This is a genomic window from Arthrobacter sp. DNA4 (assembly GCF_024362385.1).
GTDB lineage: Bacteria > Actinomycetota > Actinomycetes > Actinomycetales > Micrococcaceae > Arthrobacter.
This window is the reverse complement of record NZ_CP101466.1, coordinates 4,410,951-4,424,619: the sequence shown is the minus strand read 5'-3', so window position 1 is coordinate 4,424,619 and position 13,669 is coordinate 4,410,951. Positions and strand designations below refer to the sequence as shown.

Annotated in this window: 14 protein-coding genes; 9 read left to right on the top strand and 5 right to left on the bottom strand. The window is 67.7% G+C overall.

From position 1 onward, the window contains the following. Together NMQ03_RS20460 and NMQ03_RS20455 are read left to right on the top strand one after the other, a co-directional pair. On the top strand, positions 1–687 hold the full coding sequence (locus NMQ03_RS20460) for a 3-oxoacid CoA-transferase subunit B (RefSeq protein WP_255173733.1): 687 nt from the start codon (positions 1–3) through the stop codon (positions 685–687). Positions 688–722: 35 nt separating this feature from the next. Beyond that, a complete protein-coding gene (locus tag NMQ03_RS20455; protein ID WP_255173732.1) occupies positions 723–1,535 on the top strand; it encodes an IclR family transcriptional regulator C-terminal domain-containing protein in 813 nt (270 codons plus the stop codon). An 87-nt stretch (positions 1,536–1,622) separates the two neighbouring features. On the opposite strand, the gene NMQ03_RS20450 is transcribed toward NMQ03_RS20455, so the two are convergent. Next, positions 1,623–2,960, bottom strand: a complete 1,338-nt coding sequence (locus NMQ03_RS20450; RefSeq protein ID WP_255173731.1) for an MFS transporter — start codon at positions 2,958–2,960, stop codon at positions 1,623–1,625. A 135-nt stretch (positions 2,961–3,095) separates the two neighbouring features. Between NMQ03_RS20450 and NMQ03_RS20445 the strand changes: the two genes are divergently transcribed. Beyond that, positions 3,096–3,935: a shikimate dehydrogenase gene (locus tag NMQ03_RS20445; protein WP_255173730.1), complete on the top strand. Its 840-nt coding sequence runs from the start codon at positions 3,096–3,098 to the stop codon at positions 3,933–3,935. A 95-nt stretch (positions 3,936–4,030) separates the two neighbouring features. Further along, complete coding sequence (locus NMQ03_RS20440; RefSeq protein WP_255173729.1) at positions 4,031–4,810, top strand: IclR family transcriptional regulator C-terminal domain-containing protein; 780 nt, start codon at positions 4,031–4,033, stop codon at positions 4,808–4,810. A 28-nt stretch (positions 4,811–4,838) separates the two neighbouring features. On the opposite strand, the gene ligK is transcribed toward NMQ03_RS20440, so the two are convergent. Both ligK and NMQ03_RS20430 read right to left on the bottom strand, forming a co-directional pair. Further along, entirely contained in the window at positions 4,839–5,522 is a 684-nt protein-coding gene (ligK, locus tag NMQ03_RS20435) for a 4-carboxy-4-hydroxy-2-oxoadipate aldolase/oxaloacetate decarboxylase (protein ID WP_255175688.1), read from the bottom strand. A gap of 22 nt (positions 5,523–5,544) precedes the next feature. Next, positions 5,545–6,570, bottom strand: a complete 1,026-nt coding sequence (locus tag NMQ03_RS20430) for an amidohydrolase family protein (protein ID WP_255173728.1) — start codon at positions 6,568–6,570, stop codon at positions 5,545–5,547. Positions 6,571–6,763: 193 nt separating this feature from the next. On the opposite strand from NMQ03_RS20430, the gene NMQ03_RS20425 reads away from it, so the two are divergent. The 5 genes from NMQ03_RS20425 to NMQ03_RS20405 all read left to right on the top strand — a co-directional run bounded on the left by NMQ03_RS20425 (position 6,764) and on the right by NMQ03_RS20405 (position 11,466). Continuing rightward, complete coding sequence (locus tag NMQ03_RS20425) at positions 6,764–7,420, top strand: GntR family transcriptional regulator (protein ID WP_255173727.1); 657 nt, start codon at positions 6,764–6,766, stop codon at positions 7,418–7,420. Between the two features lie 173 nt (positions 7,421–7,593). Beyond that, complete coding sequence (locus tag NMQ03_RS20420; RefSeq protein ID WP_255173726.1) at positions 7,594–8,772, top strand: Re/Si-specific NAD(P)(+) transhydrogenase subunit alpha; 1,179 nt, start codon at positions 7,594–7,596, stop codon at positions 8,770–8,772. After that, positions 8,772–9,092: an NAD(P) transhydrogenase subunit alpha gene (locus NMQ03_RS20415; protein ID WP_255173725.1), complete on the top strand. Its 321-nt coding sequence runs from the start codon at positions 8,772–8,774 to the stop codon at positions 9,090–9,092. Before NMQ03_RS20420 ends, NMQ03_RS20415 begins: the two co-directional genes overlap by 1 nt. Then, positions 9,089–10,462 (top strand): NAD(P)(+) transhydrogenase (Re/Si-specific) subunit beta, encoded by a 1,374-nt coding sequence (locus tag NMQ03_RS20410; protein WP_255173724.1) that lies wholly within the window; start codon positions 9,089–9,091, stop codon positions 10,460–10,462. The genes NMQ03_RS20415 and NMQ03_RS20410 overlap by 4 nt, the downstream gene beginning before the upstream one ends. Positions 10,463–10,545: 83 nt before the next feature. Further along, the gene (locus NMQ03_RS20405) at positions 10,546–11,466 is read left to right on the top strand and encodes a diacylglycerol kinase family protein (protein ID WP_255173723.1); all 921 of its coding nucleotides are present in this window, start codon (positions 10,546–10,548) and stop codon (positions 11,464–11,466) included. Between the two features lie 37 nt (positions 11,467–11,503). Here the strand turns inward: NMQ03_RS20405 and NMQ03_RS20400 are convergent, their stop codons facing one another. Both NMQ03_RS20400 and NMQ03_RS20395 read right to left on the bottom strand, forming a co-directional pair. Then, the gene (locus tag NMQ03_RS20400) at positions 11,504–12,229 is read right to left on the bottom strand and encodes an aspartate/glutamate racemase family protein (RefSeq protein WP_255173722.1); all 726 of its coding nucleotides are present in this window, start codon (positions 12,227–12,229) and stop codon (positions 11,504–11,506) included. 8 nt (positions 12,230–12,237) lie between these two features. Then, positions 12,238–13,668: an amidohydrolase family protein gene (locus NMQ03_RS20395; RefSeq protein WP_255173721.1), complete on the bottom strand. Its 1,431-nt coding sequence runs from the start codon at positions 13,666–13,668 to the stop codon at positions 12,238–12,240. Between the last annotated feature and the right edge of the window lies 1 nt (position 13,669).

Sequence of the window (13,669 nt, the reverse complement as noted above, 5' to 3'; positions counted from 1 at the left end):
ATGAGCGTGCAGTCCAACGAAAAGTCCCTCCAGACCTCGGCGACGCCGCTGGGCCGCGACGACCTGGCCCGGCTGGTGGCCAGGGACATCGCACCCGGGTCCTTCGTGAACCTTGGCATCGGCCAGCCCACCCTGGTGTCCAACTACCTCACTGAGGAACAGAACATCACCCTCCACACGGAGAACGGGATGCTGGGCATGGGCCCGGAAGCCAAGGGCGAGGAGATCGACGAGGACCTCATCAACGCCGGCAAGATCCCCGTCACCGAACTCCCGGGTGCGTCCTACTTCCACCACGCGGACTCGTTCGCCATCATGCGCGGCGGGCACCTGGACATCTGCGTCCTGGGCGCCTTCCAGGTCTCCGCCACCGGTGACCTCGCCAACTGGCACACCGGGGCACCCGGTGCGATTCCCGCCGTCGGCGGCGCCATGGACCTGGCCACCGGCGCCAAGGACGTCTTCGTGATGATGACCCTCCTGACCCGCGAGGGCGCCTCGAAGATCGTGGACGCCTGCACCTACCCGGTCACCGGCGTCGGCTGCGTCACCCGCGTCTACACGGACAAGGCCGTCTTCCTCATCGGCCCGGACGGCGTCACCGTCCGTGAGACCTTCGGCTGTACCCTCGAGGAACTCCAGGACCTGGTGCCCGTCCCGCTGAAGGCCACGCCCGCCGCCGCATAAGCCTGCGCCCGTCACCGCACCTAGGATTGGTAACCATGATTGACGCCGCAGGCACAGATACCCAGGCCGCCCCGCAGGCCAGCGACCAGTACGTCCAGTCGCTGGCCCGGGGCCTGGCGGTGATCCGCGCCTTCGACGCCGAGCGTCCGGTCATGACGCTCACCGAGGTGGCCTCGCGCACCAACCTCACACGGGCTACGGCCCGCCGTTTCCTGCACACCCTGGTGGAGCTCGGCTACGTGCGGACCGACGGCAAGACATTCGCGCTCACGGCCAAGGTCCTCCAGCTGGGATACGCCTACCTTTCGGGGCTGTCGCTGCCGCAGCTGGCGCAGCCGCACCTGGAGGAGCTGTCCCTCAAACTGGGGGAATCCACGTCCGCGGCCGTGCTGGACGGCACGGATATCGCCTACATCGCGCGGGTGACCAGCCGCCGGATCATGACCGTCGGCATAACGGTGGGCACCCGGTTCCCGGCCTATGCGACGTCGATGGGCCGGGTGCTGCTTGCCTACCTGCCGCCGGCGGACCTCAAGGCCTGCCTGGCGGCCACCGACGTCAAACCGCTCACCCCCCGCGCCCTGGGCACCGTCCCGGAGCTGCTGAAGGTCCTGGAAACCGTCCGGGCGCAGGGCTGGTGCCTGCTGGACCAGGAGCTGGAGCTTGGCCTCATGTCCGTGGCCGCCCCGGTCTATGACGGGGCCAAGGTGGTGGCGGCAGTAAACGTGTCGCTGCAGGCCCAGTCCGTGGAGGCGAAGCCGGACCCGCAGGCGTACCTGGCGTCCGTGGCGCAGGAGATCGTGGCCACGGCCAAGCTCATCTCCGCGGACCTCACTGCCCGCGGCTGACCTTACCCGGAGCTTAACTGAAGAGGACGACGGCGGGTGCTTCCCGCCGTCGTCCTCTTCAGTTTTTCCGGATGGCCGCGAAGGCCGCTACTTCACGTGGTTGCCCAGCTCCCGGAGCGGGGTCTTGGCGGTCTCGCGCGCCCACCAGGCACCTGCTACCGCGAGGATGGAGGAACCTGCCACGATCCAGGCGGCCGGTCCCCAGTTTGCCTTGTCCGCACCCACCAGGGCGGTGCCGAGCAACGGGGTGAACCCGGCGCACAGGATGCCGACCTGGAGTCCGATCGCCATGCCGGAGTACCGGACCTTGACGTTGAAGAGCTCGGAGAACCAGGCCGGGTAGATGGCGTTGGACATGGCATAGGTGCCGGCGGTGATCAGCGTGCTGGTCAGGAAGATCATGGGGATGTTTCCGGTGGAGATCACCCAGAAGTAGACAAAGATCATGGCCCCGGAACCGAGCACACCGCCGATGAAGATGGGACGCCGGCCAAAGCTGTCGGACCATCGGGCCATCAGTGGCTGGCTGGCGATCGCCAGGACATTGCCCAGGATGCTGACCCAGAGCATGGTGGACGCGGGCACACCCACCGAGACCGCATAGGCCAGGCCGAAGGACTGCATGAACGTGTTGGTGACGGTCTCGAAGGACATCAGCGCCACCTGGAAGAACTGGGCCGGGTGCGTCTGGAACATCTTGGCGAAGGGGAGCTTCACCAGTTCCCCGTGGTCATGCTTTTCCTCAAAGACCTCCGGCTCCTCCAGCGAGCGGCGGACCAGGTAGGCGACGATCAGGACCACCAGGGAGAGCCAGAACGGGATCCGCCAGCCCCAGGCGAGGCGGTCCGCCTCGCTCATGGCGGCCACGGGCAGGAAGGCCAGGGATGCCAGCACGATGCCGGCGGAGATGCCGCTCATGGCGAAGCTGGCGAAGTAACCGCGGCGGCCTTCGGGTGCTTCCTCCGTGGACAGTGCGGAAGCGCCTGCGGTTTCCGCTCCGGCGGACAGGCCCTGCATCAGGCGCAGCACCACCAGCAGTGCCGGGGCCCAGTAGCCGGCTGCGTTGAAGTCGGGCAGGGCGCCGATCAGGAACGTGGCACTGCCCATGAGCACCAGGGTGAGCACCAGGGTGTTCTTGCGCCCGATCTTGTCACCGAGGTGTCCGAACACCACGGCTCCGAAGGGCCGTGCGACGTAGGCGACGCCGAATGTGGCGAAGGAGGCGATGAGGGCCACCGTGGGATCGCCGGCCGGGAAGAAGATCTTCGAGAACACCAGCGACGCGGCGGTGGCGTAGATGAAGAAGTCGTAGTACTCCAGGGCGCCGCCAAGGAAGGCAGCCAGCGCGGCTTTCCGGGCGCGCTTGAGCTGGCGTTGTGCTTCAGGCGTTGACTGGGCCTGGGCTCCTGCTGCGATGTGGGTCATGGTGGGGTTCCCTTCCACGCTGAAGGTGGGGATCTGTCATTATTTGTACGCAATGCGAACAGGTGTGCGGAATGCGCCTAGAAAGAGGATACTAGGCGGTGACGCCAATCACAACGGCAAAAGGAAAGGTGCATCATGGCCGAACCACGCGGGCAGGCATCCCGGCTGGTCCTGATCGGTTCCGCCGCCTCACAGGCCATGTCTCCCGGCCTTTGGAATCCGGTTCTGCAGGAACTCGGCAGCGGGTGGACATATGAGGCTTGGGATGTGGCGCCGGACGCCGATCTTGGCGCCGTCCGGCGCAGGCTCATGGAACCGGACATCGTGGCGGCAAACGTGACCATGCCGCACAAGCACTGGGCCGCGGAAACTGCTGATGAAGCCACCGGGCCCGTCCTGCTCAGCGGTGCCTGCAACCTGTTGGTACAGCAGGGCCGCCGCCTGGCAGGGCACAACACGGACGTTACCGCCGTGGGCGTCCTGCTGGAGGGCCGGTACCAGCGGCACGCGGTGTTGCTGGGCGCCGGGGGAGCAGCCCGGGCAGCCTTGATCGCGCTCAAGGACAACCTGGGAAGAGTGTCCATTGCGGACCGCGATCCCCATGCGTCGGAGGAGTTGCTGGACCTGGCCAACGGCTTCGGCATCGAGGCGCAGGCCGTCACCTGGCAGGAGGCGCAGGACCTGGCGCCCGGGGCATCCCTGATTGTCAATGCGACACCCGTCGGGAAAAAGGCCACCGACGGTCCGGTCTGGGGCGGCGCCCGGCTGGCCCCCGATGCTGTGCTCTACGACTATGTCTACGCCGGCCACGCCACTGCCAGCGTGGAGCGGGCCATGGAGTTGGGAGTCCGGTGCATCGATGGGTGGGACCACCTTCGTGAGCAAGCCGTGGCCATGGTGCCCCTTCTTGGCCTGGGCGGCCGGGCCTGCGAGTTGCTGCGGCAAACCCTGGGAGCCCTCCGGAAAAAGCACTGAAAGGCGGACGCGCCGAACGATAAGATCGAACAGGCACCGCAGGCCGGGAGGCCGGCGCAGGTGTGCCAACCGTTCAGAGAGGAACAGCAACGTCAATGGAGGAGCAGGCAGCCTACTTCGTGAAGTCGGTTGAGAAGGCATTCGACGTCCTGCTCGCTTTCACTCCGGACCAGCCCCGGCTGACCGTGTCGCAGGTTGCAGCCCGGACGGACATGACCCGTGCCTCCGCCCGCCGCTTCCTGCTGACCCTGGCGGACCTTGGGTACATCCGCGCCGAGGGGCCGGCCTTCGAACTCACGGCCCGGTCCCTGGACGTCGGCCGTTCCTACCTTGCGGGCCTGACCTTGCCCAGGGTTGCCGAGCCCCATCTCAGGGACCTGGCTGCGGAGCTCAATGAAACAACAGCCCTGTGCGTCCTCGACGGCGGCGACGTGGTCTACGTGGCCTGCGTGCCGTCTCCGGGGCTGCTCAGCGTTTCCATCACCGTCGGCACCCGCTTCCCGGCGTGGGCAACCTCGATGGGCCGGGTCCTGCTTGCCGGGCTGCCTGGTCCACAGCTGGAGGAGTACCTCCGGTCGGTCCAGCTGCGCCGTTTTACCGACCGCTCAATCGGCAGCGTGGAGGACCTCAGGGCAGAGGTGGAAGCGGCGCGGGCCAGGGGCTGGTCCATGGTCTCCCAGGAACTCGAGGAGGGCCTGCGCGGTGTGGCCGTCCCGGTCCGCCGCGGAAACGAGGTCGTTGCTGCTGCCAACGTGTCCCTGCAGACACACCGGGCAGCGGCCCGGGACATCGAGGCAACGGTCCTGCCGCAGTTGACCGAGGCTGCGCGGCGCATTGCACTCGATTACGGCGGTCCTGCCGTCCGCGCCGTTTAGCCCTCGAAGCTCCTGGTCCACGCAGCAGTTAGTCCACGTACCGCAGCCCCGCCGCTTCAAGCGGTCCGCGCATGTTGTAGATGTCCAGGCCCAGCTCTCCTGCTGCGAAGCGCCCGCGCTTGGCTTCTTCGTTCTCTTCGCGTTTCATGGCGGCTGCCGCTACCTCGGCGGCACGGGCGGCAGGCACCACCACGACGCCGTCGACGTCGGCAATCACCACGTCCCCCGGGGTGACCAGCGCGTTGGCACAGACCACCGGGACGTTCACGGATCCGAGCGTTGCTTTCACGGTGCCTTTGGAATTGATGGCGCGGCTGAAAACGGGAAAGTCCATGGCCTGGAGTGCTGCGACGTCGCGGCAGCCACCGTCGATGACCAGGCCGGCTGCGCCCTGTGCCCGGAGTGACGTGGCCAGCAATTCGCCGAAGAAGCCGTCCTCGCATTCCGTGGTGCACCCTGCCACCACCACGTCTCCGGGCCGGAGCTGTTCGGCTGCGACATGGAGCATCCAGTTGTCGCCGGGCTGGAGCAGGACGGTGACAGCGGTACCGCACAGGGCGGCACCGGGGTAGACGGGGCGGATATAGGGACGCATGAGCCCCAGGCGGCCCATGGCCTCATGCACAGTGCTGACGCCGAACGCGGAGAGGGCCTTGACGGCGTCTTCCCCGGCGCGGGTGATATTGGTGTGGACCACGCCGAGTTCCTGCATCATTGTTCCTTCCGAAGGCATGTCACCGGCCCTGTTGCGAGAGCAGGGCGTCAAGGCGTGGATAAACGTTGCGTGCGTTGTGCTCCTGGATGGCACCGAGTTCGGCCTCGTCAAGGCCGGCGTCGTCGATGTAGCGTGCCGTGTCGTCGAAGTGGTGGCCGGTCCAGGGGTCGATGTCCCGCACCGCGCCGATCATTTCGGAGGCGAAGAGAATGTTCTGCGTCGGGATGACTTCCAGCAGCAGGTCGATTCCGGGCTGGTGGTAGACGCAGGTGTCGAAAAAGACGTTCTGCAGCAGGTGTTCTTCCAGCGTTGGCTTTCCCAGTGCCATGGCGAGGCCCCGGAAGCGTCCCCAGTGGTACGGCACTGCGCCGCCGCCGTGGGGGATGACGAGCTTCAGGGTGGGGAAGTCTGCGAACAGGTCGCCCTGGATGAGCTGCATGAACGCTGTGGTGTCGGCATTGAGGTAGTGCGCGCCGGTGGTGTGGAAGGCGGGATTGATGCTGGTGCTGACGTGGACCATGGCAGGGATGCCGTACTCCACCATTTTTTCGTAGATCGGGTACCAGTACCGGTCCGTCAACGGCGGGGCAGTCCAATGGCCGCCGGACGGGTCCGGGTTCAGGTTCAGGGCCACGGCCCCGTAGTCCTCTACGCATCGGGTGAGTTCCGGGAGGCAGGTAGCCGGGTCCACGCCGGGTGACTGCGGGAGCATCGCGGCCGGGACGAACCGCTCCGGATAGAGCAGGCTGACCCGGTGGCAGAGTTCGTTGCAGACGGCCGCCCATTCGGCGGAGGTTTCAAAGGACCCGATGTGGTGGGCCATGAAGGATGCCCGGGGTGAGAAGAGGGTGAGGTCGATGCCGCGCTCATCCATGAGCCGCAGCTGGTTCGCCTCGATGCTCTCCCGCAGGTCGTCGTCGGAGATCTTCAAATCCGCACGGGATGGCGGCGGCGAGGGATCCTGCAGCGCTGCCACCTGGCGCTCACGCCACTCCCCAAGGGCGGCGGGGGCCGTGGTGTAGTGGCCGTGGATGTCAATAATCATCGCGCATGCTCCTGGCAGGGGCGCCTGCAGAACGACGCCGTTCTAACTCGATAACCGCACAAGCAAATGTTGTCAGCAATATAGCTAACAATCAATGGTTCGCACTGGGTCCGGGCAGCCGAGTCTGGAGTACGCTGAATCCGGAAAATTGTCAGCAAAATTGGCAACCGGCTGAACAGGGAGATGGTGGGCTGTGGAGACCGTGGACGGAACGGGCCGGACCCTCACCGCCGCCGAACTCGCGGAGCTGCTGCGCACCGCCATTGTCAGCGGCGAACTGGTCCCCAACCAGCGCCTGGTGGAAGGCGACCTCGCCGCCGAGTATGGAGCGAGCCGTGGAAACATCAGGGTGGCGCTCTCGGAGCTGAGCGTTGAAGGCCTCGTGGAACGCGTCCAGAACCGGGGTGCCAGGGTGCGCGCCGTCTCGGTGGACGAGGCCGTTGAAATCACTGAGGTGCGCGCGGCCCTGGAAGCCCTTTGTGCCCGCAAGGCCGCCGAACGGGCCACGGACAGCGACATCGCCGAACTGCAGGAGCTGGCAGCCCGGATGAAGGGCGCCGTGGACCGCGGAGACCGCGAGTCCTACTCGGAAGGCAACCAGGCGATGCACGAAAAGATCATTGCCATGAGTGCCCAAAAGACCGCCGCGGCAACCATCCAGCGACTGCGCGGACAGGCAGTCCGCTTCCAGTTCCGCCTGGCGCGCCAGCCAGGGCGCCCGGCCGTCTCGCTCCCGCAGCACCTCGCCGTCATCGATGCCGTCTGCGCCCATGACGCCGATGCCGCCGCCGAGGCCATGCGCGTCCATCTCGAAAGCGTGGCTGACGCCATCCGCGCCAGCAACAAGTAAGCCGCCCGCCGGACAAAGGGACGGCCGGCCCCGGGAGGACGCGGGCTGACAGGCGAATCGTTACCCACAACCTCCCCGCCGACTACTCCCGCCGCGGGCCGCTGCGCTCTAGACTCAACCCAACTGCGTGCAGCAGAGCCGCTGCACAGCTCGTCAGGAAGAGGAGTCGGCGGGTGAAACTGGGGATTCCGCGGGAACGCAGGGAGGGCGAGCGGCGTGTCGCCGCCACTCCGGATACTGTCAGGCAGCTGGCGGGGATGGGGCTGGACGTCCTGGTGGAAACCGGGGCAGGGGACGGCGCGGGGCATGCCGATCCCGCCTACCAGCAGGCCGGAGCCACCATCGTCCCTGTACTGGACACCACGGCCCTGGACGTCCTGGCCCACGTCCGGCCCCTTGACCCGCACACTGCCGCGTCCCTGCCGCGGGGAGCCGTGACGGTGGGCCTCGCGTCGCCGTCGTCCGAACTGCCCGCGGTGCAGGCGCTCGCGGACAACGGAGTGACTTCCTTCGCCCTGGAACTGGTGCCCCGCATCTCGCGCGCCCAGTCCATGGACGCCCTGACCTCCCAGGCCCTGGTGACCGGCTACCGGTGCGTCCTGGAGGCAGCCATCAGGCTTCCCCGGTTCTTCCCGCTGTACATGACCGCGGCGGGAACCGTCCCGCCGGCCCGTGTCCTGGTGCTCGGTGCCGGCGTGGCAGGGCTGCAGGCCATCGGCACCGCCAAGCGGCTCGGGGCACGGGTTTTCGCCAACGACATCCGCCCCGCCTCAGCCGACGAGGTCGCCTCGATGGGCGGCACCTTCATCCGGCTGGACCTCGAAACCGCTGAAGCCGCCGGCGGCTACGCCCGGCAGCTGAGTTCCGACGCCGGCACGCGGCAGCGGCAGCTGCTGGCACCCCACGTGGCGCAGTCGGACGTCCTGATTACCACGGCGGCCGTCCCCGGGCGTCCGGCGCCCCTCCTGGTGACCCGGGAGATGGTGCAGGGCATGCGCCCGGGATCGGTCGTCGTCGACCTCGCCGCCGAGTCCGGCGGCAACGTGGAGGGCTCCGTGCCCGGACGGGACATCCCCATCCCCACCGCCGACGGAACGGGCCACATCACCTTGGTGGGGCTAAAGGACCCTGCTTCCGCCATGGCGTCGGATGCTTCACGCCTGTACGCCAAGAACGTGGCCAACCTGTTGGCCCTGCTGGTCCACGACGGGAACCTCACGCTGGATTTCGATGACGAAGTGGTGGCCGGTGCGTGCCTTACCCATGCCGGGGAAGTGCGGCACCAGCCCACCGCGGACCTCCTGGCGGCACGGACAGCCACGGCTGCGGCCGGGCAGGAAGGAACGCGCTGATGGACGGGATCGCGCTGCTGACCATCACCGTGCTGGCGGTATTCGTCGGTTTCGAGGTGGTCTCCAAAGTCTCCAGCACCCTGCACACGCCCCTGATGTCCGGCGCCAACGCCATCCACGGGATCATCCTGGTGGGGGCCATCATTGTCGCAGGGCAGGCAACGGACCCCTGGGTGCTCGCGGTGGCGCTGCTCGCCGTCGTCCTTGCCACGGCCAACCTGGTGGGCGGGTTCGTGGTGACAGACCGGATGCTGCACATGTTCCACGGCAAAAAGGACGCCCTTAGGGCAGACGCCCAACCCAAGGCAGGCAGCAAATGAGCCTCCTCGACCCCGTCTGGACCTCCCTGCTCTACCTCGCCGCTGCGGTCTGCTTCATCCTGGCCCTGCGCGGACTCAGTTCCCCGCGGACGGCCCGCCGCGGAAACCTGGTGGGCGCACTCGGTGCGCTGATCGCCGTCGTCACTGTCTTCCTGTCCGCCCGGCTGGAGAACATTCCCTGGATCCTGGCCGCCATCGCCGTGGGTTCCGCGGTGGCGGCGCCCGTGGCCCGGCGGGTGAAGATGACGCAGATGCCACAGCTGGTGGCGCTCTTCAACGGGGTTGGCGGCGGCGCGGCAGCCCTCGTGGCGCTCCTGGAGCTGGGCCATGCGGAAGACCCCTGGGTGCGGGTGGCGATCGTCTTCACGCTCCTGGTGGGTGCTGTGTCCTTCGCAGGATCAGGCGTCACGTTCGCCAAGCTGCAGGAACTGATGACCACCCGGCCTGTCGTCTTTCCGGGCCTTCCCGTGGTGATGGCTGTGGTCCTCCTGGCCGCACTCGCCGCCGGCGTCGCCGTGGTCCTCACCGCTTCGCTGCCCCTTGCGGCGCTGTTGCTGGTCCTGGGCCTGGCCGCCGGCGTGCTGCTGGTGCTGCCCGTGGGCGGCGCCGACGTGCCCATCGTCATCTCGCTGCTGAACGCCTTCACCGGCCTGGCCGTCGCGGCATCCGGCCTGGTGCTGGGCAACGTCCTGCTGGTGGTCGCCGGCACCCTGGTGGGAGCCTCCGGCACCATCCTCACCCGTGCCATGGCGGCTGCCATGGGCCGCAGCGTGGCGGGCATCCTGTTCGGGGCTTTCCGGGGAGGTTCGACGGCGGGGTCCACGGCCGTGAGCGGGCGTCCGGTCCGCTCGTCCTCACCGGAGGACGTGGCAGTCCTGCTGGGGTACGCCCAGCGGGTGATCATCGTCCCCGGCTACGGGCTGGCGGTGGCACAGGGCCAGCACACTGCCGCCGAACTGGCCCAGGCACTGGAAGCCCGGGGCATCGAGGTGGACTTCGCCATCCACCCCGTGGCCGGCCGGATGCCCGGCCACATGAACGTGCTCCTGGCGGAAGCCAACGTGCCGTACGAGTCGCTCAAGGAGATGGGCGAGATCAACCCGGAGTTCAAGACCACCGATGTGGCCCTGGTGGTAGGCGCCAACGACGTGGTGAATCCGGCCGCCAAGACGTCCTCCGGGTCCCCGATTTACGGCATGCCCATTCTGGAAGTGGCCCAGGCGCGGCAGGTGGTTTTCCTGAAGCGCTCCATGCGCCCGGGCTTCGCCGGCATTGAGAACGAGCTGCTGTACGAACCCCAGACCTCCCTGCTGTTTGGTGACGCCAAGGACTCCCTGGCCCAGGTGCTGGGTGCAGTCAAGGCGCTGTAGGCCGCCGCGCTGCGCCGGACCGCCCCCGCGGCGGGATACCCTTCTTTCAGAAGCCTGCTTTCCATCCGCCATTAGAGGACGCCATGACTGAGACCAGCTCCACTTCGCCCAAACGTGCCGCCATCATCGTCAATCCCGCCAAGCCGGTGGACATCGACGTGCGCGGCCTGGTGGCCAAGCACTGCGTGGAAAACGGCTGGGGCGAAGCCATCTGGCTGGAAACCACCAAGGAGGACCCCGGGGTGGGCCAGGCCAAGGAGGCGCTGGCGCAGGGCGCGGACATCGTCATCGCCGCCGGCGGCGACGGTACTGTCCGCTGCGTCGCCGAGGTCCTGGCAGGCGGTGACACCCCCATGGGCCTGCTGCCCCTGGGAACCGGCAACCTGCTGGCCCGCAACCTGGGCATGGACGTCACCGACTACGACGGCGCCATGGCCGGGGCCCTGATCGGTACCGAACGGAAGATCGACGTGGTCCGCGCCCGCCGCAGCGACCCGGACAAGGAACAGCTGTTCCTGGTCATGGCCGGCATGGGCTACGACGCCACCATCATGGCGGACACCAATGAGGACCTGAAGGACAAGGTGGGCTGGCTGGCCTACGTGGACGCCGGGATCAGGAACCTGCCCGGCAAACCCGTCAAGGCCACCGTGGTGATCGACGGGAAATCAGTGGTCCACCGCGGTGTCCGCAGCGTGATGGTGGGCAACTGCGGCAAAGTCCAGGGCGGCCTGGAAATCTTCCCTGACGCCAAGATGGACGACGGCCTGCTGGACATCGCCGTCCTGGCCCCCCACCACGGAAAGCTGGGGTGGCTCTCCGTGGTGGCCGGCATGATCGGCAAGGGCCGGGGCAAAGACACCGCAGTGGAGTACTTCCAGGGCAAGACCGTGGAGATCACGCTGGAGCACAAGGACGACTACCAACTGGACGGCGACCACGAGGGCGAGGGCAAGCACGTGCTCATGACCATGGAGCCCGGCGCCCTCACCCTGCGCATGTAACGGCCTGCGGGTGCAGGGATTTTCCGGGGCAGGTCCGCTACACCAGCAGCCTGCCCCAGCGCGCGTCCAGCAGCGGCGCGCCTGCCAGTTTCAGGGCGTGCCAGAGCGTCACTGCCACTGAATCCAGCACCGGGACCCCGGTGGCGTGCTCGATCTCCGCGGTGATGTTGGCCCCGTACAGGTTGGTGCACAGGTACACCAGCGCGTCGGGAGCCGCGGCGGCGAGTTCCAGGGAGCCGGGACGCATCTCGTCGTCGGTGACCCGGGCAAAGGACTCGTTGTCACTCAGGCCCAGCGCCCGGTGATCCACGGTCTTGATGCCTTCCCGCTCGTAGGATGCGATGACCTGGTGGTTCACATCCTCGGTATAGGGCGTGAAGAGGCCGATCCGCCCGGTGCCGAAGGCCCGGAAGGCCTCAAGGTAGGCCAGCGTTGAGGTGGTGGCCGGGATCCCGGTGGCGGCCGTGATCCCGCCGGCCAGTTCCTGGTCGTGCGCTGACCCCAGCCAGGAACCCGAGGTGCCGTTCCAGGCGATCACGTCCACATCCGCCGTCGCCAGCAGCGTGGCCGCCTCCGCCATGACGGCGGGGTCGAACTGCCGGTTGGAGGAATCGTCCAGGGCGATGCGGGTGACCGGGATCCTGGTGAAGTGCACCGTGACGTCGGTGCGGCTGCCCAGGATGCGGTAGGTCTGGGGTTCCAGGCAGGTGTTGGAGGACGGCACGATCATGCCGATCCTGCGGGGGCGTGTGGTTGCTGGCATGGGGGCTCCTAGAGGACGGCGGCAGGCAGGTGGGAGGCTTCGGCGGCAGGGGACTGGTGCTGCCGGAAGCCGTTGCGGTTGATGAAGCGGCCCACCGCACCCGGGTCGTGGAAGCCGCCGGCGTCCAGGACCACGCGCCCGTTGGAAACCACGACGGCGGGCCAGCCCGTGAGTGCCTTCCCGTCGAAGGGTGAAAAGTCGGTTCCCATGTGCAGGGCGGCGCCGTTGACCGTGCGTTCCTCGGCTGGATCGAAGACCACCAGGTCGGCGTCGAACCCCTCGGCGATGCGGCCTTTGCCGGGGACGGCGTTGATCCGCGCGGGCTCCGCAGCGAACGCGCTGACGAACTGCTCAACGGTGGCGCCTGCGGAGGTCATCGCGCTGAACGTGACGGGCATCCGGGTTTCCACGCCGGGCAGTCCGTGCGGCATGGCGCGCACGTCATCGGTGCGCTCGCGCTTCTGTGACAGGTCGTAGCAGGAGTGGTCGGAGGACATGGTGTGGATGGCGCCGGACGCCAGCCGCTCCTTGAGGGCGGCCACGGTTTCCGCGCTGCGCATGGGCGGGCAGCAGGCGAACCACTCGGGGAAGGTGGAGGCGTAGACGGTGTCGTCCAGTGTGACGTAGTGCGGGCAGGTCTCGGAGTACGCCTCAAGCCCGCGTTCCCGTGCCTGCGATACCAGGTCGACGGCGCCGGGCGTGGACTGGTGGACGAAATAGACCGGTGCGCCGGTGTATTCGGCCATCGCCAGGGTTTCCTTGACCGAGATCTCCTCGGCCAGTTCGGGCCGGGTCCGGTGCAGGTGTTCGATGCCGATCCGGCCATCCTGGGCGTGCTGTTCGGTGCAGTCGGCGATGATGGGATCGTGCTCGGCATGAATGTAGGCCAGGCCGTCCAGCCGCACCATTTCGCGCATCACCTTCAGGATGGTGTCGCCGTCGGCCATGGTGGTGCCGCGGTTGGTGGTGTACATCTTCACCGAACGCACGCCCTCGGCGGCCAACTGCTCCAGCTGCCACGGCACGGTCTCGTCCCAGCTGACCACGGCGCCGTGCAGGGCCACGTCGCAGCGTGACTGGGTGGCGAGTTCCTTCTTGTGCAGGACGGCGGCGAGCGGGGTTTCCTGGGCATCGCGGGGGATGCCGAAGTCGATGATGGTGGTGGTGCCGCCCCACAGCGCTGCGGTGGAGGTGGTGCGGTAGTCGTCGAGGGTGCGGAAGCGGCCGGTCACCTGCGCGACGTGGCAGTGTCCGTCCACGCCGCCGGGGATCGCGAGCTTGCCCGTGGCGTCGATGGTGCGGCCGGCCGCCGGGGCGGGTTGGGCGGCGTCCACGAGGGCGGCAATCTTTCCTTCGTGCACCACAATGTGGGCTTCCTGCCGGCCCGTGCTGTTGACGACGGTGGCGTTGGCTATGACGAGGTCTGGCTGGTGGGACATC

Coding starts and splice junctions, on each gene's coding strand:
- NMQ03_RS20450 (WP_255173731.1), bottom strand. CDS start 2,960: ATGACCCACATCGCAGCAGGAGCCCAGGCCCAGTCAACGCCTGAAGCA.
- NMQ03_RS20445 (WP_255173730.1), top strand. CDS start 3,096: ATGGCCGAACCACGCGGGCAGGCATCCCGGCTGGTCCTGATCGGTTCC.
- NMQ03_RS20410 (WP_255173724.1), top strand. CDS start 9,089: ATGAGCCTCCTCGACCCCGTCTGGACCTCCCTGCTCTACCTCGCCGCT.
- NMQ03_RS20430 (WP_255173728.1), bottom strand. CDS start 6,570: ATGATTATTGACATCCACGGCCACTACACCACGGCCCCCGCCGCCCTT.
- NMQ03_RS20415 (WP_255173725.1), top strand. CDS start 8,772: ATGGACGGGATCGCGCTGCTGACCATCACCGTGCTGGCGGTATTCGTC.
- NMQ03_RS20400 (WP_255173722.1), bottom strand. CDS start 12,229: ATGCCAGCAACCACACGCCCCCGCAGGATCGGCATGATCGTGCCGTCC.
- NMQ03_RS20405 (WP_255173723.1), top strand. CDS start 10,546: ATGACTGAGACCAGCTCCACTTCGCCCAAACGTGCCGCCATCATCGTC.
- NMQ03_RS20395 (WP_255173721.1), bottom strand. CDS start 13,668: ATGTCCCACCAGCCAGACCTCGTCATAGCCAACGCCACCGTCGTCAAC.
- NMQ03_RS20440 (WP_255173729.1), top strand. CDS start 4,031: ATGGAGGAGCAGGCAGCCTACTTCGTGAAGTCGGTTGAGAAGGCATTC.
- NMQ03_RS20460 (WP_255173733.1), top strand. CDS start 1: ATGAGCGTGCAGTCCAACGAAAAGTCCCTCCAGACCTCGGCGACGCCG.
- ligK (WP_255175688.1), bottom strand. CDS start 5,522: ATGCAGGAACTCGGCGTGGTCCACACCAATATCACCCGCGCCGGGGAA.
- NMQ03_RS20455 (WP_255173732.1), top strand. CDS start 723: ATGATTGACGCCGCAGGCACAGATACCCAGGCCGCCCCGCAGGCCAGC.